Origin of the sequence: Cytobacillus sp. FSL R5-0377, assembly GCF_038004385.1 — a bacterium.
Taxonomy (GTDB): Bacteria; Bacillota; Bacilli; order Bacillales; family Cytobacillaceae; genus Cytobacillus.
The window spans coordinates 1602426-1628788 of sequence record NZ_JBBORA010000001.1 but is presented as its reverse complement, the minus strand read 5'-3'; the positions used below and the strand labels follow the sequence as shown (position 1 = coordinate 1628788).

The window sequence follows — 26363 nt, the reverse complement described above, 5'->3', positions numbered from 1 at the left end:
AATCAGCACATAGTTAACAGTGAATTACCTTCTTGAACTTTTCCTGTGAACAAGAGTAGCAGGGAACGGCCCGGACCGTTAATCCGCTGAGTGGAAGAGCAATCTTCAAAAAGGGTGGTACCGCGTTAACCACGTCCCTTTCTTTAGGGGCGTGGTTTTTTATATTTCAATTAGAGAAAGGATGGGGAACATGGAGAATTTTTTTGACAAATTAACACAGGATCAAAAGCTCGAAACAGAGAGGCAGCTTGAGATTTACTCTAATGGCGTCCAGGAGATTCTGCCTGAAGCAGATCTAAAGAATAAAATAGCTAAATCCATTTTTCAAAATCAGCCATTAAAAATTAAGCTTGGATTAGATCCGTCTGCACCGGACGTCCATATCGGCCATACGGTTGTGCTGAACAAATTAAAGCAGTTCCAGGACAACGGCCATATCATCCAGCTGATTATTGGTGATTTTACCGGGAAAATTGGCGACCCGACAGGCAAATCGGCAGCCCGAAATCAGCTCACAGATGAGGCAGTGAAGCATAATGCGAAAACATACTTCGAGCAATTCAGCAAGGTGCTGGACATGGATAAAGTCGATCTTCATTACAATTCAGCATGGCTTTCAGGCCTCCAGCTTGAAGATGTTATCCGCCTGTCCGCGAGCATTACGGTTGCCCGTCTGCTGGAACGAAATGACTTTTCGGAGCGCCTGGCCACAGGGAGCCGATCTCCCTTCATGAATTTTTCTACCCGCTGATGCAGGGCTACGATTCGGTTGCTCTTGAAAGTGATATCGAGCTTGGCGGCACTGATCAGCACTTCAATGTGTTGATGGGACGCCATCTGCAGGAGCATTTTGAAAAGGAAAAGCAGGTTGTCATCCTTATGCCGCTCCTTGAAGGCCTTGATGGCAAAGAGAAAATGTCTAAATCGAAAAACAATTATATTGGTGTGGATGAAGACCCGAATAATATGTACGGCAAAACGATGTCCATACCGGATGAGCTGAGTGTCAAATACTTCAATCTGGCAACCGATTTGCCGGTAACTGAAAAGCAGCAAATCGCAGAAGGGCTGGAAAACGGAACGCTTCATCCGCGTGACGCCAAAATGCTTTTAGGCCGCACGATTGTCCGCATGTACCATGGGGCAGCTGCAGCCGATAAAGCCGAACAGCATTTTCAAACCATTTTCCAAAAAGGAGCCATGCCGGAAGAGATTCCGGAACTCGAATGGAAGGGAGAGGGTGAAATGTTCATTACGGACCTGATTGCAGGACTTGGCCTTCTTCCATCCAAAACAGAAGCAAGAAAAATGATTGCAGGAGGCGGCATCCGGTTAAACGGAGAAAAAGTCAGCGATGTTAAGCTGCTCGTGAAAATTACAGATGGATTAGTTCTTCAGGCAGGAAAAAGGAAGTTTGTGAAACTGAAGCTTATCTAGGCATATCGCTTTTTTCCTGGCCCCTTCTCAAGCTATGATAGAATAGACGAAATTTTTAAAGAAAAGCAGGTGGACGAAATGAAAGCGATCATTCATAAAGGAAAAGCGGGTCTCGACGGGTTATCATATGGTGAATTGGAAAAACCTGAGCCGGGTGCAGGCGAGGTCAGGGTGAAACTAAAAACGGCAGGATTGAACCACCGTGATTTATTTGTCCCGCATCGCCACAAACCGGAAGATCCGGCACTTGTCATCGGTTCTGATGGAGCCGGAGTCATTGACGCAGTCGGGGAGGGTGTATCAGAAGTGAAGCGAGATGATGAAGTCATCATCAATCCGGGGCTTGGCTGGAAGGAAAAAAGCGAGGCGCCACCTGAGGGCTTTGAAATTGTCGGCTTGCCGTTTCATGGCACCTTCGCGGAATACATCGTGATTCCGGCTGAAAATGCAGCTCCCAAACCCAAATATTTAACCTGGGAGGAAGCGGGCGTTCTTTCCCTTGCAGCACTAACCGCATATAGAGCATTATTCACCAGAGGAAAGCTTAAGAAAGGCATGAAGGTGTTTATTCCCGGAATTGGAGGGGGAGTGGCAACCTTCTTAATGCAGTTCGCTAAAGCAGCAGGGGCAACCGTGTATGTGGCTTCCCGTTCCGAGGAGAAATGTCAGAGAGCTCTGGAGCTTGGTGCAGATATAGCCTTGGACAGCGGCGAAGATTGGAAGGCAGCCCTTGGCGGGGAAAAGGTGGATCTTGTCATTGAATCTGTCGGCCCGGCTACATTTAATAAATCTCTGGAGATCCTTCGCAATGGCGGAACCATCGTAACATTTGGCTCTTCAACAGGAGATGTGCTGGAACTTAATCTTCGCAGTCTCTTTTACGCTCAGCAAAACCTGCTTGGCTCGACAATGGGAAGTGCAGAGGAATACCATGAAATGCTCCAGTTTATTGAAAAACATCAATTAAGACCGGTATTGGATCAGGCATTTCACCTGGAACAATACGGCCATGCTTTTGATAAAATTGCAAACGCGGAGCAATGGGGGAAGATTGCTTTCAGAATCAGCGAATAAAAAAGGGTGAGATGCTGCCTAAAAGCAGTATCTCACCCTTTTTTTATACATGTAAAAATTTCACGCAAACAGGGTCCGGCACTTTCACATCTGCCTGAAGCAATGTTAGCTTCCCTGTTTGTTCATCTCTCGAGTACAAAACAATATTACTGGAGTTTTGGTTTGAGCCAATGATAAATTTTTCGGCAGGATCGAGCTCAAAGTCACGGGGCCAGTTACCTTCTGTTGAGGTATGCTCCACAAATGCAAGCTCTCCATTATCCTGATTGACGGAGAAAACAGCAATGCTGTCATGTCCGCGGTTTCCCGCATAGATGAAGAGGCCGTCAGAAGAGATATGGATGGCGCTTCCCTGATTATTTTCCGTAAAGCCCTCCGGTAGTGTGCTAATAGCCTGCTTTTGAACAAAGCTCCCATCATCGTGATACTGAAGCAAAAGAACCTCAGAGCTAAACTCGGTCATCACATAGGCATACTTTCCATTTGGATGGAACACAAGGTGTCTCGGTCCGCTCCCAGGTTTAACGGACAAGGTGCTAGTTTCCTTTAGAATGCCATTACTTACCTCATACGTAATTACCTGGTCTGTTCCCAGGTCAACTGCAGCCAAGTATTTTTCGTCCGGTGTCATTCCTGCATAATGGGTATGCGGCTTTTCCTGCCTGCTGTCAGGACCTGATCCGCTATGCTCTATAACCGAAACAGCAGGATTTAAAGAGCCATCCTCATTTGTTAAGTAAGACTCGACTGTCCCTTTATGATAGTTTGCACTGAAAACATTGCGGACAGCAGAATCCACACTGACATGGCATGGAGGGGAGCCGGCAGAAACCTGGCTGTTGATCTTCTCAAGTGCACCGGTGCTGCTGTCCAGACGATATGCAGCTACTCCGCCGGATTCGCCTTCCTTGGCTACTGAGTATAAAAAGCGGTTATCCTGGCTGATTGTTAAATAAGTGGGATTATCCAATTTCGCTGCCGTTTTCACATCGGAAATTTTACCGGCATCTGTATCCAGAATAAATGTATATATCCCTTCACTTTCACCCTTTGTATATGTCCCTATGTATCCTCTATATTTGGCCATATGGAGCCTCCTTTTAATTCTTTTTCTCTGAAAATACTCTATCATACATTCCAGTTCAAACAAAAGGAAGAGGAATTTGACAATCAAAAAAGAATAATAAATAAGGTATATAGATGAAAGGATGATCATATTGGAGGCACCCCAATCGATTTTGTCTGTTTGGAAAAAATTTGATCACTTTCCGATGGAGACTTTGACTAAAGCATGGTTTTACGATAAAGCAGGAACGAAAAAGCAGCGGGACGTTTCTTTAATGAAAGAGCACCGTGCTCAATATGGAATTACCGGAAACTGCTTTGACCTCGCAATTTGGCTTCTGCACGAGTTTATGGAGGCTGGAATTCAGGCCTATCCGGTTGGCCACGAATTGCATAATTCCTCAGCCCATGCTGCAGTGGTAGCGGTGGATGAGGAGGGGCACCGTTTTCTATGTGATCTTGGCGACCAATGGCTGCAGCCCATATTAATTGATTCAAAGGCACGGAATTTTACTCCGGAAAAGAGAAGCGGATTTTTCCCGGCAGCAGATGTCCAGGTTTCAACCCAGCACGGACAGCTGGAAATTGCCTATCACCGGCCGAACGGAAAAATATCGCGGCAAAGTTATGATACAAATCCGGTTGAACTGAACTTCTTTCTTGATGCAGCTGAACGTTCCCAAAACTATATTTATCCAAAGGCTTTGCTGGAGCAGCGGATTTCCTATAAAAACGAAACCGCACACTGGGAATTTTACAATTGGAAAAGCTTCCTCAGCACTACAGAAGGCTTGTACCATGATCCCCCTGCGGATACTATTGAAGAATGGACAGACAGGATTCATGAAAAGACAGGGTATGATCGGGAGCTTTTAACAGAATCATTGGGCTTCTACAAGAAGCTGAAAGGTTGAAAAGATGACTGAATTTTATCCATAAACCCTCAGCCTTGCCCAAATCGCCAATATCTTAAGGAGATACTATGTGCATAAAACTCTATCAATATCATATTAGCCCTGAAAACCAGCAGGAACTGATGCAGATTCAGCGGAAAGCCGGTGAAATCTACCGAAAGTATATCGATGTACAGACCAAGATATTAAAAAGCAAGACAGATGAGACAAAGTGGACTGAAATCAGTTTTTTTAAGTCGGAAGATGACTATCTAAACAAGATGCCGCTAATTAACAGCGATCCTGGAATCCTTGAGCTTTACAGAAGATTTGAATCTCTCCTGATCAGTGAGAAAAGGGAAGAAGATTATGAGGAATGGTTATTATCTTAAGGAATCATTTCCCAATCTGTTCTTTTGAAGATTTAGTAGGATATAATCGAAGCAAGACATAGGAGAGGGGATATACATACAGATGGAGCCTATACAAAAAGTTGCAGCATATCTTACTCAAAATGCGGAGGTATTATCCGAAGAACTGGTTACAGAAATCATAAAACGATTTGGTTTTGAAATTCCTAAACCGGAAATTGAGGCTGCCGTATTGATGTATGTGAATTTTTTGAAGTTCTTGGGAACCATGATTGCAAGCAGTGATAATATGATTCCTGATGGACTTGTTGAATGGAGCAAAGGAAATGGCGAGCGGGCTGCATCCAAAGGAGGGAAAATTTCTGATATCGTTATCCGTTATCCGGACACCCGCCTAGTTTTTACTGATAGATTAAATAATATTGGCAAAAAGCTTGAATTAACGGCTGATGAAATTATTACTATTGTTAAAAAAGTAAATTTTATGCTGGACATCAGCATTAATGAGACCGTATTTGCCTTTGAACGGCACTCCGAGGAGCAATTAAAAGAGACGCAATCCCAGGTAAATGAGCTGTCTGCAGCCATTGTACCGATTCAGGACAGCATTGCAATACTTCCATTGATCGGAAGCATAGACTATGACAGAGCACAAATCATCATAGAGAAGACAGTCCCGCGGGTAAACCAGCTGGGGATTGAAACCTTAATTATTGATTTTTCCGGAACGGTGCATATAGATGTTGAAATTGCCAATCATATTTTCAATATCCGGAATATACTCCAGCTGGTCGGTGTCAATACCATTGCCACTGGTGTCAGACCGGATTTGGCAAAAAGTGCTGTTGGACTTGGCATCGACTTATCATCCCTTGAGGTATATTCGAACGTTTTGCAGGCGATTAGAAGCATTAAATAACTGTAATGAAAGGAGCTGCTTATTAAGCGGCTTTTTTTTATAAAAATGGTGAAAACTTCTTACTCCGGTACATGTACAGCATCAGCGCCTGACTGCAGGGAGCCTCCACTCGCTGCAATCAACGGACAACATTGTTAAGTGAAAAGCACTATTTATACGAAAACCCCCTTAAAAAACAATTGTCGAACCCCAATTCACATGATAGTATTTAGATATTTTCAAATATATTAAATTAACAAAATAATAGATGCTATCAAAAAGATTCGTATGGGGGGATTTTTGTATGACTGTATTTACATCTGCTTATTTTACAATGACTGAACAAGAAGCCATTGAATATGCCAAAACAAGGCTGAGTTATTTTGCACCAGATGCAGAATTGGATTGCAGGGAAATTGGCGATGGCAATTTAAACTACGTTTTTAAGCTGATTGACCATAAACACAAGAAGTCTCTGATTATTAAGCAGGCCGGACCGGTTGCCAGAATATCTGATGAATTTAAGCTATCCCCTGACCGCAACCGCATCGAATACGAAATTCTCGATCTTCAAAACAGGCTCGCTCCAGGTTTTGTGCCAAAGGTGATTAGCTACGATCCCATAATGAATTGTACCGCAATGGAGGATTTGTCAGATTACACTATTATGAGGACAGCTTTAATACAGCATGAAAAATTCCCGCTGTTTGCTGACCATATCTCAAGCTTCCTGGTAAATACCCTATTACTCACTTCTGATGTTGTCATCGGACATAAGGAAAAGAAAGAGCTGGTCCAAAGGTTCACTAACCCGGAGTTGTGCGAAATTTCAGAGGATCTCGTCTTCACCGAACCGTTTTACGACTGTTCGAGAAATGATGTATTTGAAGGTACCAGGGAATTTGCCAAGAAGGAAATCTGGGAAGATTCCAAGCTTCAGCTCGAAACGGCAAAGCTAAAATTTGAGTTTATGACCCATGCTCAGTCATTATTGCATGGCGATCTGCACACAGGCTCAATTTTTGTAAAAGAAGATTCTACTAAAATTATTGACCCAGAGTTTGCCTTTTATGGCCCGGCCGGATACGATATCGGCAACGTGATCGCCAATCTGATCTTCGCCTATGTGAACGCGAAATATACAATGGATAATGGAGAACAAAGGCAGGTTCAGATGGAATATCTCGAAAATACAATAGAAGATATTATCGACTTGTTCAAAACGAAATTCCTGAAGGCATGGGATGAGAAAGCAACTGAACAAACAGCCCGTTATGAAGGGTTTAAAGAATATTATCTGGAAACAATTCTGCGCGACACAGCGGCTGTTACAGGACTTGAATTGTGCAGGAGGATTATTGGGCTGGCATCAGTAAAGGATGTCACTTGCATTGACGATTACAGCAGCAAAGCTGCTGCAGAAATGATTTGTCTGGCAGCCGGAAAGATGTTTATTATGGAAAGGGAATCTTTTAAAACAGGAGAAGACTTTGTGCGTACTCTAAAAGACTGTGAAAAAAGATTCTAAGGAGGCAGCAAGATGGGAAAACCAGTGGATGTTATCCAGTCTGTAAGATTGGAGGATGAAAACAATACACTCATTCTATTAGATCAAACAGTTCTGCCGAATGAAAAGAACTTTTTGTATTTGAAAGAATTAAAGGAAATTTGGGATGCAATCTATCATTTAAAGGTCCGGGGTGCACCTGCCATCGGAATAGCTGCGGCTTACGGTGTTTATTTGGGCACAAAGCAATCAGCAGCAGAAGACTATGATGAGCTTTACCTGGATTTTAAAAAAGCGAAGGAATATCTGGCTTCATCACGGCCGACTGCAGTCAATCTGTTTTGGGCGCTCGACCGCATGGAAGCCCGTTTCCAGAAGGAAGAAGGCAGGAGTGCAGCAGAAATAAAGCAGGCTCTGAAAGAGGAAGCAGAAAAAATTCGTAGTGAGGATGAAAAAGTCTGCGAGTCAATCGGCCAGCACGCTCTTTCTGTACTTGAGCCCGGATGGGGAATTCTGACACACTGCAATGCCGGTACAATTGCGACTGCTAAATATGGGACAGCCCTGGCTCCGATTTATTTAGGACAGGAAAAGGGATATGATTTTAAAGTATTCGCCGATGAAACCCGCCCGCTGCTTCAGGGGGCCCGCCTGACTGCATGGGAGCTTAAAGAAGCAGGTGTCGATGTTACGCTGATATGCGATAATATGGCCAGCATCATCATGAAAGAAGGCAGGGTTCAAGCGGTACTTGTCGGCTGTGACCGTGTTGCAGCCAATGGGGATACTGCCAATAAAATTGGAACATCAGGCGTTGCGATTCTCGCAAAACATTATAATATACCTTTCTATGTTTGTGCTCCGCTGTCAACTGTCGACCTCACATGCAAAACAGGGAACGATATCCATATTGAATTAAGAGATTCAGAAGAGATTACTTCTAAATGGTACGAAAAGCCGATGGCGCCAGAAGGCGTAAAAACCTATAATCCCGCATTCGATGTAACGGATAATGAACTGATCACAGGCATTATCACGGAGAATGGCATCGCGTATGCACCGTACACAGATAGCCTTCCTAAAATGTTTAAATAAGAATAAAAATCCTCCTGTCCACGCGATTAGGAGGATTTTTATTCTTTATATCTTTAAAGCGTTTAACTAGGAAAATATCCCTGAAAGCGACAAAAAACATAGTGTAATATTACTCTTTGCATCAACCAATTGTACTGTTTTATTTGGGGGAATTCTTTTTTATGTGGAAAAATTATGAATTAAACAACATATTAATAGTAGAAACTATTTGTAAACCCTCCAAATTACCTGATACTTTTTAAGAAACTATGTTTTAGTGCCTGATTCCAAAGTCTGATAATTAAATAATTTAGCATATTGATAGAGTCTGAATATTTCAAATATACTTTAAATGCAACAAGAAGCGACAGAAAAAATAAAGATTCGAGAGGAGAAAAAGGATGAAGAAAAAAAGGGCATTAGGAGCAGCATTACTAAGTATGACAATGGGTTTATCAGTTTTCACAGCGGGGGCATTTGCAAAAGAACCGGAGACTCAAAACGAAACCTATAGGGTATTGATCCAAGGCCCATCAAATGCTACAGCTTCTGTGAATTCGCAGGTGGACAAGCGCTGGGATTTTGGCAGCGATGGAATGACTGCAGAGGTCAATGCTAAGCAGTACCAGGCATTATTGAAAAATAAAAACTTAAAGATTGAAAAAGTACATGAAGTTAAACTTGATACAGTCAGGACAGCAGCGTCCAAGAAGGCTCAGGCCGCTGGATATCCAAGTGACCAGACACCTTGGGGGATTGAATCCATCTATAACAACAGCGGCATAACGAGCACCTCAGGCGGAAGCGGGATTAAGGTAGCTGTTCTTGATACAGGGGTTCATACAAACCATATCGACCTGGCAGGCTCAGCGGAGCAATGTAAGGATTTCACTCAATCCTCTCCGATTGTCAATGGCTCATGTACGGATCGACAGGGACATGGTACACATGTAGCTGGAACTGTATTGGCACACGGGGGATCTGATGGCCAGGGAATTTATGGGGTAGCCCCACAGGCGAAATTATGGGCATACAAAGTTCTTGGCGATAATGGTTCGGGTTACTCAGATGATATTGCAGCTGCAATCCGCCACGTTGCAGACGAAGCATCCCGCACAGGTTCTAAAGTGGTCATCAATATGTCACTTGGTTCAAGCGGCAAAGATTCATTAATCAGCAGTGCTGTTGATTACGCATACAGCAAAGGAGTCCTTATTGTGGCGGCGGCAGGTAACTCAGGTTACAGTGCTAATACAATCGGATATCCTGGAGCATTAAAGAATGCGGTTGCGGTTGCAGCTCTTGAAAATGTTCAGCAGAACGGTACATACCGTGTGGCAAACTTCTCTTCCCGCGGAAACCCTAGCACTGACGGTGACTATGTGATTCAGGAAAAAGATGTAGAAGTTTCTGCACCGGGAGCAAGCATTGAGTCAACATGGTATAACGGAGGCTATAACACGATCAGCGGAACATCCATGGCTACACCTCACGTAGCTGGTCTTGCAGCGAAAATCTGGTCATCCAGTCCATCCATGAGCCATACTCAACTTCGCTCAGAGCTTCAAAACCGTGCTAAGCAATATGACATTAAAGGCGGATACGGAGCAGCAGCAGGAGATGACTATGCGTCAGGCTTCGGATACCCGCGCGTGAAATAAGCAAGCAGTATCATACCCCCTAAGACCGTCCGATCCTCTGATCGGGCGGTTTTTATGTATAGCATGAATGATCCCGAAATACATAATATTTCCGCGGAAATGATCATTTTTTAGCGAAAAATGAAAACTTGTAAAAACTGATGATGCAAATCCTGTTTGAATATACAATAAGGAGTGGATGTGAATAGGAAGGAGCTGACAGCTATGGCTGTTCAAAATACATATATAAGCGATCAGGATGCAAAGGAATTAATCTGCGAAATCGGCAGAAGGGTTTACAATAAAAACTTTGTTGCTGCTAACGATGGGAATATCTCTATAAAAGTAGGAGACCATGAGATCTGGACCACACCAACAGGAGTGAGCAAAGGATTTATGACACCGGAAATGATGGTTAAAATGGACCTTTCAGGAAATATTCTGAAAGGGAAGCTAAAGCCTTCTTCAGAAATAAAGATGCACCTTAGAGTGTATCAGGAAAATTCTGAAGCAAGGGCTGTAGTTCATGCCCATCCGCCTGTGGCAACATCATTTGCCATAGCCGGAATCAGTCTTGAAAAACCCATTACTCCTGAGGCGGTAGTCTTGCTTGGCAAAGTGCCGGTAGCCCCGTATGCCACCCCTGGAACACAGGAAGTGCCAGATTCCATTGCCCCTTATTGCCGGGATTACAATGCAGTCCTTTTAGCAAATCATGGTGCACTAACCTGGGGCCGGGACATAACAGAGGCCTATTTCCGGATGGAGTCACTGGAACACTATGCACTCATGCTAATGTACTCCGGACATATCATTCAAAAGTCAAATGAATTGAGCACTGAACAAATTGCAGAGCTGATCACAATCCGTGAGAAAATGGGCATTAAAACAGGCGGGATACCTGATGGTGGCTGTGGGGAGAAAAGCCGGACAGCTCCAGGCTATCGGGAAGAAATGATCGAAAGCATAGTTCGAAAAGTAACGGAAGAAGTATTGAAGAACGTCTTAAAATAGCCAAAGCGGGGTAGCTATAAGGGTATAGAGATGCTGTATAATTTTGCCTCTTTAACGAAACCTATCTAAAAGCTTATTGATACGTGAGGAGAGATTCTGATGAAACTGCTGGTCATTGGCGGGGTGGCTGCAAGTATGTCAGCCGCATCGAAATTGAGAAGAATGGACGAAAAAGCGGAAATTACCGTTTATGAGAAAGGCAAGTTTTTATCATACGGTGCCTGCGGTCTTCCTTATTATATCTCAGGAGAAAATGATGATCACCGGAAAATGATTGCAAGAACACAGGAGCAATTTTCTGAGAGGAACATTAAAACATATCTTCTGCATGAAGTATTAAAAGTGGATACAGATAAGAAGGAAGTAACAGTTAAAGACCTTGCATCAGGGGAGATGTTTATGGATACTTACGATAAGCTGATGATTGGAACAGGCACGTTTCCCATCATGCCCCAGTTCCCAGCGGACCTTGAGAACGTTCACGTGCTGAAAACCATGGAAGATGGGATGGCGTTAAAAGAAATTTCCAGTAAATCGGAGGTGAAAGATGTTGTCATTGTCGGCGGAGGCTATATTGGCATCGAAGTGGTCGAAGCGATGAAAACCCTCGGCAAAAATGTCCGAGTGATTGAAATGGGTGAGAGAATCCTGGCACCTTTTGATAAGGAAATAACCGATATCGCTGAAAAGGAAATCCGTGATCACGGCGTAGAGCTGAACCTGGGAGAAAAGGTGGAGAGCTTTAGCGGCAATGGGAAAGTGGAAAGCATCAAAACGGATAAAGGCTCGTATAAAGCCGATTTAGTGCTTGTAGCTGTTGGTGTAAAGCCTGCTACGAAGTTTCTGGAGGGATCGGGAATAGAGCTGGCGGAAAATGGTGCCATTATTATCGACCGTGAAATGCAGACAAATGTTGAAGGGGTTTATGCAGCGGGGGACTGCGCTCAGGTATATCACAGATTGCTAGAAGAAAATGATTATATCCCGCTTGGAACAAACGCGAATAAATGCGGCCGCCTCGCTGGGGCCAATATAGCCGGCAGTCGTGAAAAATATGTGGGAACGCTTGGCAGCGCCGCGATCAAAATTTTTGATATGGAGCTTGGCAGAACGGGGCTTTCAGAGGAAGATGCCAAAAGGCTTGGCCTAGCCTATACAACTGAATTTGTTAAAGCGGCAGATCATCCGGGCTACTATCCGAATCAGACCCCTATCTGGATCAAGCTGATCTGTGAGAAAGGAACAAACCGAATTCTCGGAGCCCACGCCATCGGAAATAAAGGAGTGGTCCTTCGAATCGATGTTTTTGCCGTTGCCATCCACAATAAAATGACAGCAGAAGAGCTTGGCATGGTGGATCTTTGTTACGCCCCTCCATTTGCAGGTGTCTGGGATGCTGTCCATATCGCAAGCAACGCAGCAAAAGAAAAATGAAGCCAGCATTTCTGCCGGCTTCATTTTCATTTAATAAGAATCCTTCACCAGCTTCGGATGGCGGTTCATGATACCAAGCAGAATCAGTCCGCTTAGGATGAGGAGGAAGCTTGTAACGACGAATACGGCCGAAAAACCTAAATAGCCTGAGATCAAACCGCCGATGACGGGTCCGATAATATTTCCAAAAAAACGGAGGCTTGTGTTGTAGCCAAGCACTTCACCCTGCATAGCAACAGGTGCTTCCTGGCGAATATAGGCGATCCGGACAGGAATGATGCCTCCGATGGTGACACCAAGTGCAAAGCGGACAAGAACAAGCTGCCACATGTTTGAGACAAATCCGCCAGGCAGATAAAACACACCTGCGAGAAGGAGGAGAACAACCAATGTTTTGACATAGCCATGCTGATCCCCGATTTTTCCCCATTGCCTTGCCATCAAGAGATTGCCAAGCCCTGCAGCTGAAAAAGCAATTCCGGCAAAAAACGCCAGATTTTCTGGTCCGTGCAATTCACTGACATATAGAGAAAGGATAGGCTGAATACTGAAATGTGCGATTTGAACAAGCGTAGATATCAGCATGACGGTCAGCAGGACGGGATTGCTGATAATATGCTGAATGACGGCCTTACTTGAATACTGTGTTTTCTCGCCCTTTTGCGTTTTGATTTTGTGCTCTTTTGTGAAAAAGACTAGAAAAGCGGAAACAAATATGGCGATGGAGGTCCATTTAAAGGTGTCTGAGAATCCGAATAAATCAGCGAGAACTCCGCCGAGAAGTGGGCCCATCAATGACCCTGTAATGCTCCCGGTCTGCAGTGTCCCCATTACCCTGCCTGCGATTTCTTTTGGAGTCTGAGTGGAAATAAATGCCTGGGACATACCGATGAAGCCGGTGAAAATCCCCATAAACAGTCTCAGAAAAAACAGCTGCCAGACGTTAGTCACATATCCCATCAGGAAGATGGATAAGCCCATCCCAATTCCGGACAGAATCAATATTTTCCTGCGCCCAAAAAGGTCCCCGATTCTTCCCCACACAGGTGAAAATAGAAACGCCGTCACAAATGTGATCGCAAACGTCCATCCAGACCAGTGCTGAACATAGGTGGCAGAATGGTCGCCAAAGCTTTCTATATATAACGATATAAAGGGAAGCACCATTGTCATGCTGCCTGCCACAAAGAAATTGGCAAACCACATAATCATTAAATTTCTTTTTGTCTGTTTTACCATGTTTGAAACACTTCTTTCCGGTCAACACTTCGTTTCCCTAAATATATAATAACGAAAATGACAAAAAATAGGAAGGGTTATGCTATTACTCTAATTTATATATATCCTCTCAACTATGATGAAAACCGCTTTACTCAGGGAATCAGAGAAACTTCTATGACATTTTTACCAGAGTCCGTGAAAAAAACATTGTCTTATAACAGTATTTATTCTATAATTCCTAATAGGAAAAAGATTCAGAATATATCTAAAAAAGGGGGAAGTTGTTTGGAAGCTTTTGTTAATCAGCTAAACGGTATTTTATGGAGTACACCTGTTATTTACATCTGTTTAGCAATAGGGTTGTTCTTCTCAGTCTTAACTCGATTTTTACAGGTCCGCCATATCAAAGATATGGTACTGCTTATGTTTCAAGGGAAAAGTTCCGCAGCGGGCGTTTCGTCTTTCCAGGCCTTATCTATTGCTCTTTCCGGCCGTGTAGGAACTGGTAACATCGCAGGTACTGCCACTGCTATCGCAATGGGTGGTCCTGGTGCTGTATTCTGGATGTGGGCCATTGCTTTTATCGGAGCAGGCAGTGCATTTGTTGAATCAACGCTGGCTCAGATTTACAAAGTGAAAAAAGACGGGCTATACCGAGGCGGTCCAGCCTATTATATTGAAAAGGGAATCGGAATTAAATGGTTCGCCGTTCTTTTTGCCATTTCTGCATTGCTGGCAATGGCACTATTAATGCCTGGCATCCAGTCAAACTCAATTGCGCTTGGAATGGAAAATGCATTTGGCATAAGCAAAACAGTAACAGGTCTTGTTATTATCGGTTTACTTGGCCTGATTATTTTCGGCGGTGTAAAGCGTATTGCAACTGTGGCTCAATATACCGTTCCTTTTATGGCAGTGGGTTATATCTTAGTGGCTTTAATCATTATTGCCATGAACATTGGTGAACTGCCTGGCGTAATTTCGTTAATCTTCAGCAGTGCTTTTGGTGCTGACTCCATGTTTGGGGGAATTATCGGAAGTGCAATTGCCTGGGGGGTAAAACGCGGAATTTATTCAAACGAAGCTGGTCAGGGTACAGGCCCGCATGCTGCTGCAGCTGCTGAAGTTTCCCACCCTGCAAAGCAAGGCCTTGTGCAGGCATTCTCTGTATATATTGATACGCTATTCGTATGTTCTGCAACAGCTTTCATGATCCTATTTACAGGAATGTTCAATACAGTCGGCTCTGATGGAAAGACTCCAATTATCGAAAACCTTCCTGGAGTGGAAGCTGGACCGGGCTTTACACAGGCAGCTGTTGAATCTGTGCTTCCAGGCTTCGGTGCCGGATTTGTTGCTGTTTCTCTTTTCTTCTTTGCTTTCACAACTATCATGGCCTACTACTATATGGCTGAAACAAACGTAGCTTACCTGATTAGCGGCAAGAACAGCAAACTGGCGATGTTTATTCTGAAGATTGTCTTGCTAGGTGCAACATTCTATGGTGCTGTTAAAACAGCAGGTCTGGCGTGGGCACTTGGAGATGTTGGCTTAGGTCTAATGGTTTGGCTGAACTTAATTGCCATCGTAATCTTAAGAAAGCCGGCTCTGATTGCACTGAAAGATTACGAGGCCCAAAAGAAACAAGGTCTTGATCCAGTATTCAATTCCAAAAAGCTTGGCATTAAAAATGCGGAGTACTGGGAAGAAGAATACAAGTCACAGGAAGAAAAGGTATCTTAATAGAAAGAAAAAAGATGTCCGGCTGAAGCCGGGCATCTTTTTTACAATATTTAAATCTACTTTTACAATTTTCGGCATATTTCTTAGCATTCTCTTAATAATCATCATTTAGTATTTTATTTGAGTTAAATACATAAATTGATATTTTAATAGAAGAGGTGCTGAGGATGACTGAATTGAACCGCCGCAAATTTTTAACCTATGTTGGTACAGGTGTGGGAGCATTGACTGTGGCTTCAACAGGATTGGGGGCAATGGTTCCAAAAGCGGAAGTTAAGGGGGTTGAGGCAGCGGCCCATTTATTCGGATTCCAGAAGAAAATATCTGGATTGAATTTCAAGCCGATTGATCCGACAGCTAAAGACGACCTTGTGTTGCCGCGTGGGTATAAATATGATGTGGTGGCAGCTTATGGAGATGTCATTAATAAAAAAGGCGATACATTCGGATTTAACAATGACTTTACATTATATTTTCCAATCGATAAGGACAAGCGCGGTCTCTTATGGGTGAATCATGAATATTCAAGCGATCTATTTGTTCATGGTGCAAGGCCGGCAAATGGCAAGTATACAGCAGCGCAAATTCAGAAAATGCTTTACAGCCAGGGTGGATCGATTATCGAGGTATACCGTGATAAAGAGGGTACATGGAAAATGGACACGAATTCTAAGTATGCACGCCGTATTACAGGCTTGACGCCCTTTCAGCTTACAGGTCCTGCCAGAGGGTCAAAAGCAGTGGGCGGTGCAACGAATGTTCAGGGAACCTTTGCTAATTGCTCTGGCGGCAGGACTTTGTGGGGCACGGTTTTATCGGCTGAGGAAAATTTCGAATCTACATCAAAGGATGCAGGATTAAATGATACACATTATGGCTGGATTGTAGAGATTGATCCATTCGATCCTCATTTTAAGCCGCGCAAGCATACTGCGCTTGGCCGCTTTAATCATGAAAATGCAGCAGTCGGCCTGACCAATGACAATCGGGTTGTCGTGTATATGGGTGATGATAAAAAAGATGCCTGCGTGTATAAGTTCATCAGTAAAAATAAATATGTAAAGTCCCGCGGCAAAGCCAACGCAGATCTTCTTGAAGAAGGGACACTCTATGTGGCGAATATGGGAAGCGGAGAATGGGTGCCATTAACGATCGAAAATGTACAGAAAATCGCCAAAGGGAAAGCAGATCTTTTAAAGAAATTCCAAACACAGGCCGATGTGGCTGTTCATTGCCATGAAGCAGCATTGCTTGTTGGCGGAACACCTACCGACCGCCCGGAAGATGTGGAAATCAGCCCTTTTGATAAAACGGTATTCATTGCTCATACCAACAATGATAAACATGGTAACTTTCACGGCCATATTACCAGATTTATCGAGGATGGAGATGACCTCGGAGCACTGACCTTTGATTTCGAAATCTTCGCAGCCGGCGGAAAACAGAGCGGTTTCAGTGCACCTGATAATCTGACTTTCGATAGCTTTGGCAATCTCTGGACTGTTACAGATATGTCATCAAGCAAGCTGAATACAGGAATCTACACTCATTTTGCAAACAATGGCATGTTCGTCATCCCGACGATCGGCAAAAATACAGGCGAAGCCTTTCAGTTTGCTTCTGCGCCAGCTGAAGCAGAACTGACTGGACCATCCTTTACACCAAACGAGACAACCCTGTTCCTGTCCGTTCAGCATCCGGGAGAAGAGACGGATGACCTGAGCAATCCCACAAGCAAATGGCCGCACCGCAAGGGAGACACCATGCCGCGTCCTGGGGTTGTGGCGATTACAGGGTTCAAGTACTAGGAGGTTATTATGCTATCTAATATCGGAATACCAGGATTAATTATTGTTCTAGTACTGGCGCTGATCATTTTCGGTCCATCCAAGCTTCCCGAAATCGGCAGGGCATTTGGGACAACTTTGAAGGAATTCAAGAAATCCACACGCGAACTTGTGTCCGAGGAACAGCCAGAAGATAAGAAAAAAGAATTGCGATAACAAAGAATAAGGAAGGGAGTGTTATCTTCCTTCCTTTTATATTGGGGTGATTAATTTTGAACAATGAGGCAGTAAATGTTCTCCAGCATTTTGAGGAGCTCCGGAAGAGGCTGATGATTATTGCTGCAGTTTTTATAGCATTCCTGGCATTATCCTTTATTTTCGTCAGCGACATTTATCAATGGCTGGTTAAGGATCTGGACTTTAAATTGGCTGTTCTTGGTCCCTCCGAGATACTATGGGTCTATTTTATGCTTGCGTCTGTCGTCGCGATTGCAGCTGCTATCCCTGTAGCTGCCCATCAAATCTGGCTGTTTATCAGTCCGGCGCTTACCGGTATGGAGAAAAGGGTAGCGTTATCCTATATACCCGCGTTATTTTTCCTGTTCATTACCGGTATAGCATTCGGGTATTTCATTCTTTTGCCGATGGTTCTAAATTTTTTAATGACCTTATCCGGAGAAATGTTCACCGCTTTTTTTACAACGGAAAAATACTTTCAATTCGTGCTGCATCTAACATTGCCATTCGGCTTTCTGTTCGAGCTTCCGGTTGTGATTATGTTCTTGACCAGCCTTGGCATCCTCGATCCTTATTCGCTGCAGAAGATAAGGAAGTTTGCCTATTTCGTGCTGATTGTAGTTGCAATTTTAGTCACACCGCCTGATTTTATTTCAGATATATTGGTTACATTACCTCTCCTGGTGCTTTACGAGGCAAGTTTGAGCCTGTCTAAGATTATCTATAACCGAAAGCTGAAAAAGCAGGCTGCTGTGCAGTAAAAATGGCCGTTGGAATTATTTTCAAAATTAATTTTTGGATATTTATGGAGTTAACTCCTATCTTAAATGGGTAAAGCCTATTAAGTCATTTAAGGAGTGTGAAGCAATGAGAGCTGTAACTTACCAGGGAGCAAAAGATATTCAAGTGAAAAACGTGGAGGATCCCAGAATTGAAAAAAGAGATGATGTGATTATTCGGATTACATCAACAGCTATTTGCGGATCGGACCTTCACTTATATCAGGGAAATATGCCATTGCGGCCAGGGTATATTATTGGGCATGAGCCAATGGGAATCGTTGAGGAGACAGGACCTGATGTAACTCGGGTAAAAAAAGGCGACAGGGTGGTCATCCCTTTTAATGTGTCGTGCGGGCATTGCTTTTATTGCCAGCATGACATGGAAAGCCAATGTGATAATTCCAACCCCCATAACGATTCTGGCGGCTATTTTGGCTATACAGAGAAATATGGAAATCATCCGGGCGGCCAGGCTGAGTTCTTAAAGGTGCCGTTTGGCAATTTCATGCCCTTTGTCATACCGGAATCATGCGAGCTGGAGGATGAGTCACTGCTCTTTTTATCAGATGTGCTGCCGACGGCTTATTGGAGTGTAGAGCATTCAGGTGTAAAACCCGGAGATACAGTCGTCGTCCTCGGCTGCGGCCCCATCGGGTTAATGACCCAGAAATTCGCCTGGATGAAAGGGGCTAAACGGGTAATAGCCGTCGATCATCTTGATTACCGACTGAACCATGCCAAACTTACCAATGATGTGGAGGTCTATGACTTCAAGAAATATGATGACATGGGTGCTTATTTAAAAGAAATTACTCAGGGCCGAGCAGATGTAGTCATTGATTGTGTGGGTATGGACGGAAAGAAATCTGCAGTGGAAAAAATTGAACAGAAGCTCAAGCTGCAGGGCGGAACGCTTGGCCCGATCCAAATAGCGACGAAAGCCGTACGGAAATTTGGTACCGTTCAGCTGACAGGTGTGTACGGGCTAACATACAATATGTTCCCGCTGGAGGAATTTTTCTCGAGAAATGTGACCATTAAAATGGGACAAGCCCCTGTTGTGCACTACATGCCAGAGCTATTCGAAAAAATCACGAATAAGGAATTCGATCCTAAGTCCATTATTACTCATCAGATTCCCCTCGAAGAAGCAGATCGTGCATATAAGATTTTTAACGACCATGAAGATGATTGCATTAAAGTTATATTAAAGCCTTAGCCGTTATAAACAAACCGGCCTGGATATGCCAGGACCGGTTTTTTGAAGTTTAAGAATATAACATAATGTTACATGTTTCGACACAAACGTATATAATAGTCCTAAAGGCATATTATTAATAGAGTTAACCAAGGAGCATGTAAATGAAAGGCTTTAATCAAGATACTTTGATAAAAGAAGAAACAAAGGCAATCACCCTCTTTATCTGGCTGTTTTATATTATTTTAGCGCTATATGATTTATTTTATTATTACGTGCTTCCCCTCAATATCGGCGGCAATATCGGGCTCCCTGAGGGCGGACTCGGATGGGGCTATTACCTGGCTATTATCGGGCTTTTGCCGATAGGGATTTATTTTATTAGAACGAAACGGCCTTTCCTCGTAAAATACTTATTTTTTGCAGGGTTTTCCCTGATTGATTTTAGCAGCAGCATGCTGATTTATTTTGGTGAATCGAAAGAATTTCAGAGCGGGAGCGCAGTAGAACTTTTATTTATGATATTTGCACCGATTTTTGTAAATAAGCGCTATTTTTGGATTGTAACCGGAGGCATGGTTGCGAAGTATCTTTTAGCAGGTGTTTTCCTGAGCAGTCAGAAGGTAATGGTGCCAATCGTGCTTTTAATCATTTTTTCAAGTGTTTCTTATGTGCTGCTGAACCGCTTCTATTCATATATTCATTCGCTTACACATGTTTTCCAGGAACTGCGCCAGAAAGAAAAGCTGGCTGCTGTCGGACAGATGGCTTCCGCAGTGGGTCACGAAGTAAGGAATCCCTTAGCAGCATTAAGAGGGTTTACTCAGCTGCAGATGGAAAAACACCCTGAAGACAGGAATCGATACAAACTTATGATCGAAGAAATCGACCGCATTAATCTGATAGCCGATGACCTGATGATCCTGAGCAAACCGAGGCTGCCTGTGTTTAAAAGTGTTGAACTGAATGCAGTGATTCACTACGTCCTCTCCATTATTAAAGAACAGGCTGCCAGTCAAAATATCCGCTTTGAAACAGAGAATTTGAACTCCCTTCCCAGAGTTCAGTGTGATGAACATATGCTGAAACAGGCTTTTATTAATCTGATTAAAAATGCCATGGAATCTATGACTGTGGGAGGCACGATCCTGATTTCAGCCAATGTGGAGGAGGGTGACCAGGTTCTGATCAGCATTAAAGATGAAGGCTGTGGAATTGATAAAGATAATCTGAAGCGAATAGCAGATCCGTTTTATACAACTAAACCGGATGGAACTGGTCTGGGCCTGATGGTTACCAAGCAGATTATAGAAGAACACAGGGCTGGAATCCTATTTGAAAGTGAAGTGGGAAAAGGAACAATTGTGAACCTTACTATTCCAATAGAGCAGCCTGCAGAGTAGCAGAAATTTGAGGATGTACCCTTTTGGGTGCATCCTCTATTAATATTTAGGTCAAATGACCCTGTGCAAACAGAGGATTTATAGTTTCTTATACATAATATGGGATGAAGGCCGGGGGTTTGCCGTAGTAGCAACCGAAGTGAGGAAGCTGGCTGAAAACTCTAAGAAGATGAGCAGCCATATCAAGGAACAAATCCAAAAAAGTGATAATCAAAGCAGCGTTCTGGTTGATACCATGAACTCCATGAATCTCTCAACCAAAGAATCACAGACTCGGATTCAGCAGGTAAAAGGCGGGCTTGTTACCGTTAAAATGGAACAATATCTGGATATGTTTGGCCGCAACAAAAATGACCAGGACAGCATTGTTCAGTCCATACAGGAATCAATCATACAACCGAAAGACTGTCAGTGCTTGCATAGGAATTAAAGGAAAAGGCTGAGGGTGGAGATAAAATGATGCAGCATCCTTCGAGGGTGCTGTTTTTTGATTACTTTTTTACAAAAAATTACTAAGAATTGCTCCTAATTGCTCATTCTCAAATAAGTCAAAAAATAGATAGAATTATGAATGTTATCATCCTAATCTACTAAAATTGAGGAGATGTATTCATTTGAAAAATCCTGCGCGCAAATTAGGAAAAACAATTCTCGCTGCTACGCTGTCCCTTTCTGTCTTAGCTGCTCCTATTTCATATGATTCGGTAATGGCAGCAATGCCCGATCATAAGGGGAAGCCGGGGCAAAAGTTCAGCCATGATGTGAGTCTGAGGATATTAGGAACAACAGATATACATACACACCTCTATAACTATGATTATTATAAAGATGCTGAGACGATTGAATTTGGCCTTGCGAAAACAGCTACCCTGATCAAACAGGCAAGAAAAGAAGCGAAAAACACCTTACTATTTGACAACGGAGATTTAATCCAGGGGAATCCGCTTGGCGATTATAAAGCAAAAGTTGATAAGCTTGAGGATGGGGAAATGCATCCAGTCTTCAAAGCGATGGAATTGCTGGACTATGATGCAGCAACAGTAGGAAACCATGAATTCAATTATGGACTTGACTATTTAGATGAGGTTCTGGATGATTCGCCATTTCCTTATGTAAATGCCAATGTCTATAAAGATGATCATGATCAAAATCCTAAAAACGATAAAAATTACTTTAAACCGTATACAATCATCAAGAAAAAAGTCGTTGACGAAAAAGGCAGAAAGCAGGTCATTAAGGTTGGGGTGATCGGTGCTGTGACTCCGCAGATTACACAATGGGATAAAGCCAATCTTGATGGGAAAATCATTACAAAAGATATTGTAAAATCAGTAAAAGCTAACATTCTTAAAATGAAGAAAGACGGGGCTGATATTATCATTGCGCTTGCTCACTCCGGTATGGGGGACGCGGAATATGCAGAGATGGAAGAGAATGCGGCCTACGACTTAACAAAAATAAATGGAATAGATGCGGTTATTTCCGGCCACAACCATAAAAATTTTCCGGGAGATTTCACCGATCTTCCTGGAGTGGATACAGAAAAAGGAACGGTCAACGGGGTGCCGTTCATCATGCCGGGCAGCTGGGGCAACCAGCTTGGTGTTATGGACCTGACCATTGCCAAGGTGAAAGGCAAGTGGAGGGTGAAGGATTCCCAGTCCTCCTTAAGGTCCATTTTTAGAAGCTATCAAAATGAATCCGGCGCAACCGTAAAGGAAAGCGTTGCAGATGCAGATCCTGCCATTTTGAAAGCGGTAAAGGAAGAGCATGAAGGAACGGTGAATTATGTCCGCCAGCCTGTGGGGGAAACAACCGCTGATATCCACAGCTATTTTGCACTTGTCAAAGATGACCCGTCTATTCAAATTGTGACGAATGCACAGAAGTGGTATATCGAAAAGCAATTAAAAGGAACACCAGATGAAAACACACCGGTGCTTTCAGCAGGAGCACCCTTTAAAGCGGGCGGCCGCAACGGGGCAAGCTATTACACATATATCCCCGAAGGCACAATCGCCATCAAAAATGTAGCAGACCTATACCTGTATCCGAACACAGTTGCTACTGTAAAAGTTAAAGGGGGAGATGTGAAAGAATGGCTTGAAATGTCTGCTGGCCAGTTCAATCAGATAAACGAAAATGAAGCGGGTGAACAGTCACTCATTAATGAGGATTTCCCTACTTATAACTTTGATGTAATCGATGGTGTGACATATGAGATCGATGTTACAGAACCTGCAAAGTATGATAAAGATGGCAAGCTGGTTCATGCCGATGCAAACAGAATCAAAAATCTTCAGTATAACGGGGCACCTATTGATTTGGATCAGGAATTCATTGTAGTGACCAATAATTATCGGGCCAGCGGAACATTCCCTGGGGTTAGAAACAATACGGCAGCAGAGCTTTATCCGGATGAAAACCGCCAGACGATCATTGATTATATTCGCGAAGAACAAACCATCGATCCTTCTGCAGATGCCAATTGGTCATTTGCATCGGTTGCTGGTGAAGTAAATGTAACGTTCGTATCTTCACCTGATGCAAAGGATGCGATTGCTGAAGACAGCGGAATCGGCTATGCCGGGGAAGCAGCCAATGGCTTTGTAAAGTATTCGCTTCAATTCCCGGAGTAACAGCCATTTGAAGTCCAGTCTTTGGAACTCGTCGGCCTTGATGCTTTATCAGGCTGAATCAAAGGACTAAAGAAGTGTTGAAGAAGAATTACCAAAATGAATGAATAATAGAAAGGGCATCAGAACAGTCTGATGCTCTTTTTTTTATTCCTCCTAAGTAAGCATGAATACCTAATTTCAGTGTTCGTTCTGAAAAAATCGAGTATTATTACCTACTCAAAATTTATCAAAATATTAAAATAACAGTATTGTTAGACTATTAAAAACTTTATGTTAGTTTGATAGAATTAATTTCGCGCTTCGAAGATTCAGAGAAATTATATAGGGGGCTACAAGATGAATAATAAGAACAAACCTTTTAAGGTTGTATCTTCTATTACAGCCAGCACGATGATGGCAGCTGCGCTATTTGCGGGATCTTTTGCCGGGACAGCATCTCCTTCAAAAGCTTCAGCAGAGGAGCTTTCTGCACCGATTGATTTAAACATCGTGAATGAAGACCGGCTCGGAAAGGCTTTAAAGGAAAGAGGGCTAGTTAAAAAGGAAGCATCATCAAAAGAAATAGAAAAGGCTGTTAAGGATTACATAAATGAAAAACAGGGTGAAAAGCAGCCAGGAAGTACAAAAAATAGCCATACTCATAAAGATGAATTTGACAAAAAAACAAAAGATTTTTTAACCAAACAAAAAAGACAAGCTGTCAAAGCAGCTGAACAAAGGACATAAAAATTTCAAAAAGGGCAAACCGGACGGCTATGTAAAAGTAGATCCGGCCAAGGATGCAAAATACAATGGTGATGTCAGAACAGATAAAGTGCTTGTGCTTTTAACCGAATTCGAAGATTTCAAGCATAATAATGTAACACAGGAAGAGGGCTACATGTACGCTGATGATTTCAGCAAAGAACACTATGAAAAACTGATGTTTGGCGATACTGAATTTAAATTATTTAACGGAGATAAAGTGAAAACGTTTAAGCAGTACTATGAAGAGCAGTCCGGAGGCAGCTACACGGTGGATGGCACTGTATCAGATTGGCTTACTGTCCCTGGAAAAGCAAGTGACTATGGTGATGATAGTCCTAGCGGTGGCCATGACAATCTATCACCTCTTGGACCTCGCGATTTAGTAAAAGAAGCTTTAAAGGCGGCTGTAAACGCGGGAATGGATCTGTCAGAATACGATGAATTTGATCTATATGATTTAGATGGTGATGGAAACCTTAACGAGCCTGATGGATTGGTTGACCATCTCATGATTATCCACGCCGGTACAGGTCAGGAAGCTGGCGGAGGTGCGCTCGGTGATAATGCCATCTGGTCTCACCGCTGGACGCTTGAAGGAGTATTTGCAGTTCCAAATACAACAGCCAAGGTAGATTACTGGGGCGGAAAAATGGGAGCATTTGATTACACAATCCAGCCTGAAGACGGAGCTGTCGGGGTATTTGCTCATGAGTTTGGCCACGATCTGGGATTGCCGGATGAGTATGATACACAGTATACCGGTGAGGGTGAGCCGATTGCTTCCTGGTCCATCATGAGCGGAGGCAGCTGGAACGGGGAAATAGCAGGTACTGAACCAACCAGCTTCTCACCGCAAAATAAAGAGTTTTTCCAAAAAGGCATGAGCGGAAACTGGGCTAATATTATGGAAGTAAATTATGAAGATATTGATAAAAAAGGCATGGCAACGGTTATTGACCAAAGTGTAACCAAATCGAAAAACCCGGCAATTGTTAAAGTAAATCTGCCTGAAAAAGAAGTGAAGGGAATTGCACCTGCATTCGGGGAGAAATATTACTACAGCACAAAAGGCGATGATCTTCATACCACTTTGACGACGCCTGAATTTGATTTAACAAGTGCCACAACAGCAGCCTTTAACGCAAAGGCATATTTTGATATTGAGTTTGATTATGATTATCTGACAGTTACTGCAAAGGCATCTGATGGGACAGAAGCTGAGCTGGATGTTATCGGTGATGAAGATACAGATGGTGATGCCCGCGCTGAATCTTCAAAAGGACAATGGACAGATAAGACATATGACTTAAGCGAATTTGCAGGTAAAAAGGTTAGCCTGACATTTGAATATGTAACAGACGGCGGCTTAGCGTTGGATGGGTTTGCGATGGATGAAATCACTGTTACGGCTGACGGCAATGTGATTTTCTCAGACGATGCTGAAGGAAACTCACAGATGGCACTTGACGGATTTATTGTTTCCAATGGAATCAGCTTTGCGAAGAACCACTATTACCTTGAGTGGAGAAATTACGCTGGCTCCGATACAGCTCTTGCCCATTCCAGAGGGGTAAAATACAACACTGGTTTAGTTGTTTGGTATGCTGATGACAGCCACACAGACAACTGGGTTGGCGTTCATCCGGGAGAAGGTTTTCTTGGAGTGGTGGATTCTCATCCGGAAGCCATTACGGGTCTGTTAGACGGCAAAGAAACAGTATCTCAAAGCACAAGATATCAGATTGCAGATGCTGCGTTTTCCTTGGACAAAGCACCAGCATGGCAGGTAAGTTCTCCATCCCGCGGAGATTATGACTATCCTGGCCTCAAAGGAGTTTCTGTTTTTGATGATTCTAACCAATTCATTAACAGTATGATTCCTGATGCAGGAAGAATTGTTCCTGAATTTGGCCTGAAATTCCAAGTGATCGGTGAAGCAAAGGACAACTCTGCCGGAGCCGTATGGATTCATAAGTAAGTATTAAGGCACGGATGCCCGAAAAGGCTTCGTGCCTTTTCATTTAAACTGTTCGCAAAGTTTTCTGCTTTTTGTATTAATTTACATAGCTGATTGTAGCGTAAGTGCGAGATTTTCGAAAATGCATGCGCATTTTCTTCGTGCGGTGTTTAATCAAGGAAGCTTATTCAAAGTCCAACGGGACAGGTGAGCCCCCGCAGACGCACAGCCTAGAGGATGCT

19 protein-coding genes, 2 pseudogenes and 1 other annotated feature (1 of these 22 only partly in view) are annotated in these 26363 nt (G+C 43.2%); of the genes and pseudogenes, 19 read left to right on the top strand and 2 right to left on the bottom strand.

All coding sequences use genetic code 11. The features are described from left to right. Positions 1–142, top strand: a binding site (T-box leader); it begins 66 nt to the left of the window's first position. A gap of 153 nt (positions 143–295) precedes the next feature. Together tyrS and NSQ49_RS08205 are read left to right on the top strand one after the other, a co-directional pair. Then, positions 296–1437 (top strand): annotated as a pseudogene (tyrS, locus tag NSQ49_RS08210) (tyrosine--tRNA ligase); the annotation flags it as partial. A 78-nt stretch (positions 1438–1515) separates the two neighbouring features. Further along, positions 1516–2511: a zinc-binding dehydrogenase gene (locus tag NSQ49_RS08205; RefSeq protein WP_251283278.1), complete on the top strand. Its 996-nt coding sequence runs from the start codon at positions 1516–1518 to the stop codon at positions 2509–2511. A 43-nt stretch (positions 2512–2554) separates the two neighbouring features. On the opposite strand, the gene NSQ49_RS08200 is transcribed toward NSQ49_RS08205, so the two are convergent. Continuing rightward, positions 2555–3598 carry a lactonase family protein gene (locus tag NSQ49_RS08200; RefSeq protein WP_159862096.1) on the bottom strand — a complete coding sequence of 348 codons (1044 nt, stop codon included), beginning with the start codon at positions 3596–3598 and terminating at the stop codon, positions 2555–2557. Between the two features lie 127 nt (positions 3599–3725). On the opposite strand from NSQ49_RS08200, the gene NSQ49_RS08195 reads away from it, so the two are divergent. The 8 genes from NSQ49_RS08195 (at position 3726) to NSQ49_RS08160 (ending at position 12407) form a co-directional block, all read left to right on the top strand. Further along, the gene (locus NSQ49_RS08195; protein WP_159862434.1) at positions 3726–4490 is read left to right on the top strand and encodes a hypothetical protein; all 765 of its coding nucleotides are present in this window, start codon (positions 3726–3728) and stop codon (positions 4488–4490) included. A 68-nt stretch (positions 4491–4558) separates the two neighbouring features. Further along, positions 4559–4861: a hypothetical protein gene (locus NSQ49_RS08190; protein ID WP_251283277.1), complete on the top strand. Its 303-nt coding sequence runs from the start codon at positions 4559–4561 to the stop codon at positions 4859–4861. An 82-nt stretch (positions 4862–4943) separates the two neighbouring features. After that, positions 4944–5759, top strand: coding sequence for an STAS domain-containing protein (locus NSQ49_RS08185; RefSeq protein ID WP_159862094.1), 816 nt, complete (start codon positions 4944–4946; stop codon positions 5757–5759). Between the two features lie 283 nt (positions 5760–6042). Then, positions 6043–7266 (top strand): S-methyl-5-thioribose kinase, encoded by a 1224-nt coding sequence (gene mtnK, locus NSQ49_RS08180; RefSeq protein ID WP_159862093.1) that lies wholly within the window; start codon positions 6043–6045, stop codon positions 7264–7266. A gap of 12 nt (positions 7267–7278) precedes the next feature. Beyond that, a complete protein-coding gene (gene mtnA / locus NSQ49_RS08175; protein WP_159862092.1) occupies positions 7279–8340 on the top strand; it encodes an S-methyl-5-thioribose-1-phosphate isomerase in 1062 nt (353 codons plus the stop codon). Between the two features lie 380 nt (positions 8341–8720). Further along, the gene (locus NSQ49_RS08170) at positions 8721–9980 is read left to right on the top strand and encodes a S8 family peptidase (RefSeq protein ID WP_251283276.1); all 1260 of its coding nucleotides are present in this window, start codon (positions 8721–8723) and stop codon (positions 9978–9980) included. A 204-nt stretch (positions 9981–10184) separates the two neighbouring features. After that, a complete protein-coding gene (locus NSQ49_RS08165) occupies positions 10185–10973 on the top strand; it encodes a class II aldolase/adducin family protein (RefSeq protein WP_159862433.1) in 789 nt (262 codons plus the stop codon). A 99-nt stretch (positions 10974–11072) separates the two neighbouring features. Next, positions 11073–12407 (top strand): CoA-disulfide reductase, encoded by a 1335-nt coding sequence (locus NSQ49_RS08160; protein ID WP_251283275.1) that lies wholly within the window; start codon positions 11073–11075, stop codon positions 12405–12407. A gap of 30 nt (positions 12408–12437) precedes the next feature. Here the strand turns inward: NSQ49_RS08160 and NSQ49_RS08155 are convergent, their stop codons facing one another. Further along, a complete protein-coding gene (locus NSQ49_RS08155) occupies positions 12438–13646 on the bottom strand; it encodes an MFS transporter (protein WP_251283274.1) in 1209 nt (402 codons plus the stop codon). A 267-nt stretch (positions 13647–13913) separates the two neighbouring features. Here NSQ49_RS08155 and NSQ49_RS08150 point away from each other — a divergent pair, with 267 nt between their 5' ends. From NSQ49_RS08150 to NSQ49_RS08110, 9 genes and pseudogenes are all read left to right on the top strand, one after another. Next, positions 13914–15371 carry an alanine/glycine:cation symporter family protein gene (locus NSQ49_RS08150; RefSeq protein ID WP_159862088.1) on the top strand — a complete coding sequence of 486 codons (1458 nt, stop codon included), beginning with the start codon at positions 13914–13916 and terminating at the stop codon, positions 15369–15371. A gap of 167 nt (positions 15372–15538) precedes the next feature. Beyond that, positions 15539–17179, top strand: a complete 1641-nt coding sequence (locus tag NSQ49_RS08145; protein ID WP_251283273.1) for a PhoX family protein — start codon at positions 15539–15541, stop codon at positions 17177–17179. Between the two features lie 9 nt (positions 17180–17188). Beyond that, on the top strand, positions 17189–17374 hold the full coding sequence (locus NSQ49_RS08140) for a twin-arginine translocase TatA/TatE family subunit (RefSeq protein WP_251283272.1): 186 nt from the start codon (positions 17189–17191) through the stop codon (positions 17372–17374). A 56-nt stretch (positions 17375–17430) separates the two neighbouring features. After that, the gene (gene tatC / locus NSQ49_RS08135) at positions 17431–18156 is read left to right on the top strand and encodes a twin-arginine translocase subunit TatC (protein ID WP_251283271.1); all 726 of its coding nucleotides are present in this window, start codon (positions 17431–17433) and stop codon (positions 18154–18156) included. A 106-nt stretch (positions 18157–18262) separates the two neighbouring features. Beyond that, positions 18263–19396 carry a zinc-dependent alcohol dehydrogenase gene (locus tag NSQ49_RS08130; RefSeq protein ID WP_251283270.1) on the top strand — a complete coding sequence of 378 codons (1134 nt, stop codon included), beginning with the start codon at positions 18263–18265 and terminating at the stop codon, positions 19394–19396. 143 nt (positions 19397–19539) lie between these two features. After that, the gene (locus NSQ49_RS08125) at positions 19540–20778 is read left to right on the top strand and encodes an ATP-binding protein (protein WP_251283269.1); all 1239 of its coding nucleotides are present in this window, start codon (positions 19540–19542) and stop codon (positions 20776–20778) included. Positions 20779–20917: 139 nt separating this feature from the next. Beyond that, complete coding sequence (locus tag NSQ49_RS08120) at positions 20918–21208, top strand: hypothetical protein (protein ID WP_251283268.1); 291 nt, start codon at positions 20918–20920, stop codon at positions 21206–21208. Between the two features lie 277 nt (positions 21209–21485). Continuing rightward, positions 21486–23417 (top strand): bifunctional 2',3'-cyclic-nucleotide 2'-phosphodiesterase/3'-nucleotidase, encoded by a 1932-nt coding sequence (locus NSQ49_RS08115; RefSeq protein ID WP_251283310.1) that lies wholly within the window; start codon positions 21486–21488, stop codon positions 23415–23417. A gap of 336 nt (positions 23418–23753) precedes the next feature. After that, positions 23754–26142 (top strand): annotated as a pseudogene (locus NSQ49_RS08110) (immune inhibitor A domain-containing protein). Positions 26143–26363 lie beyond the last annotated feature (221 nt).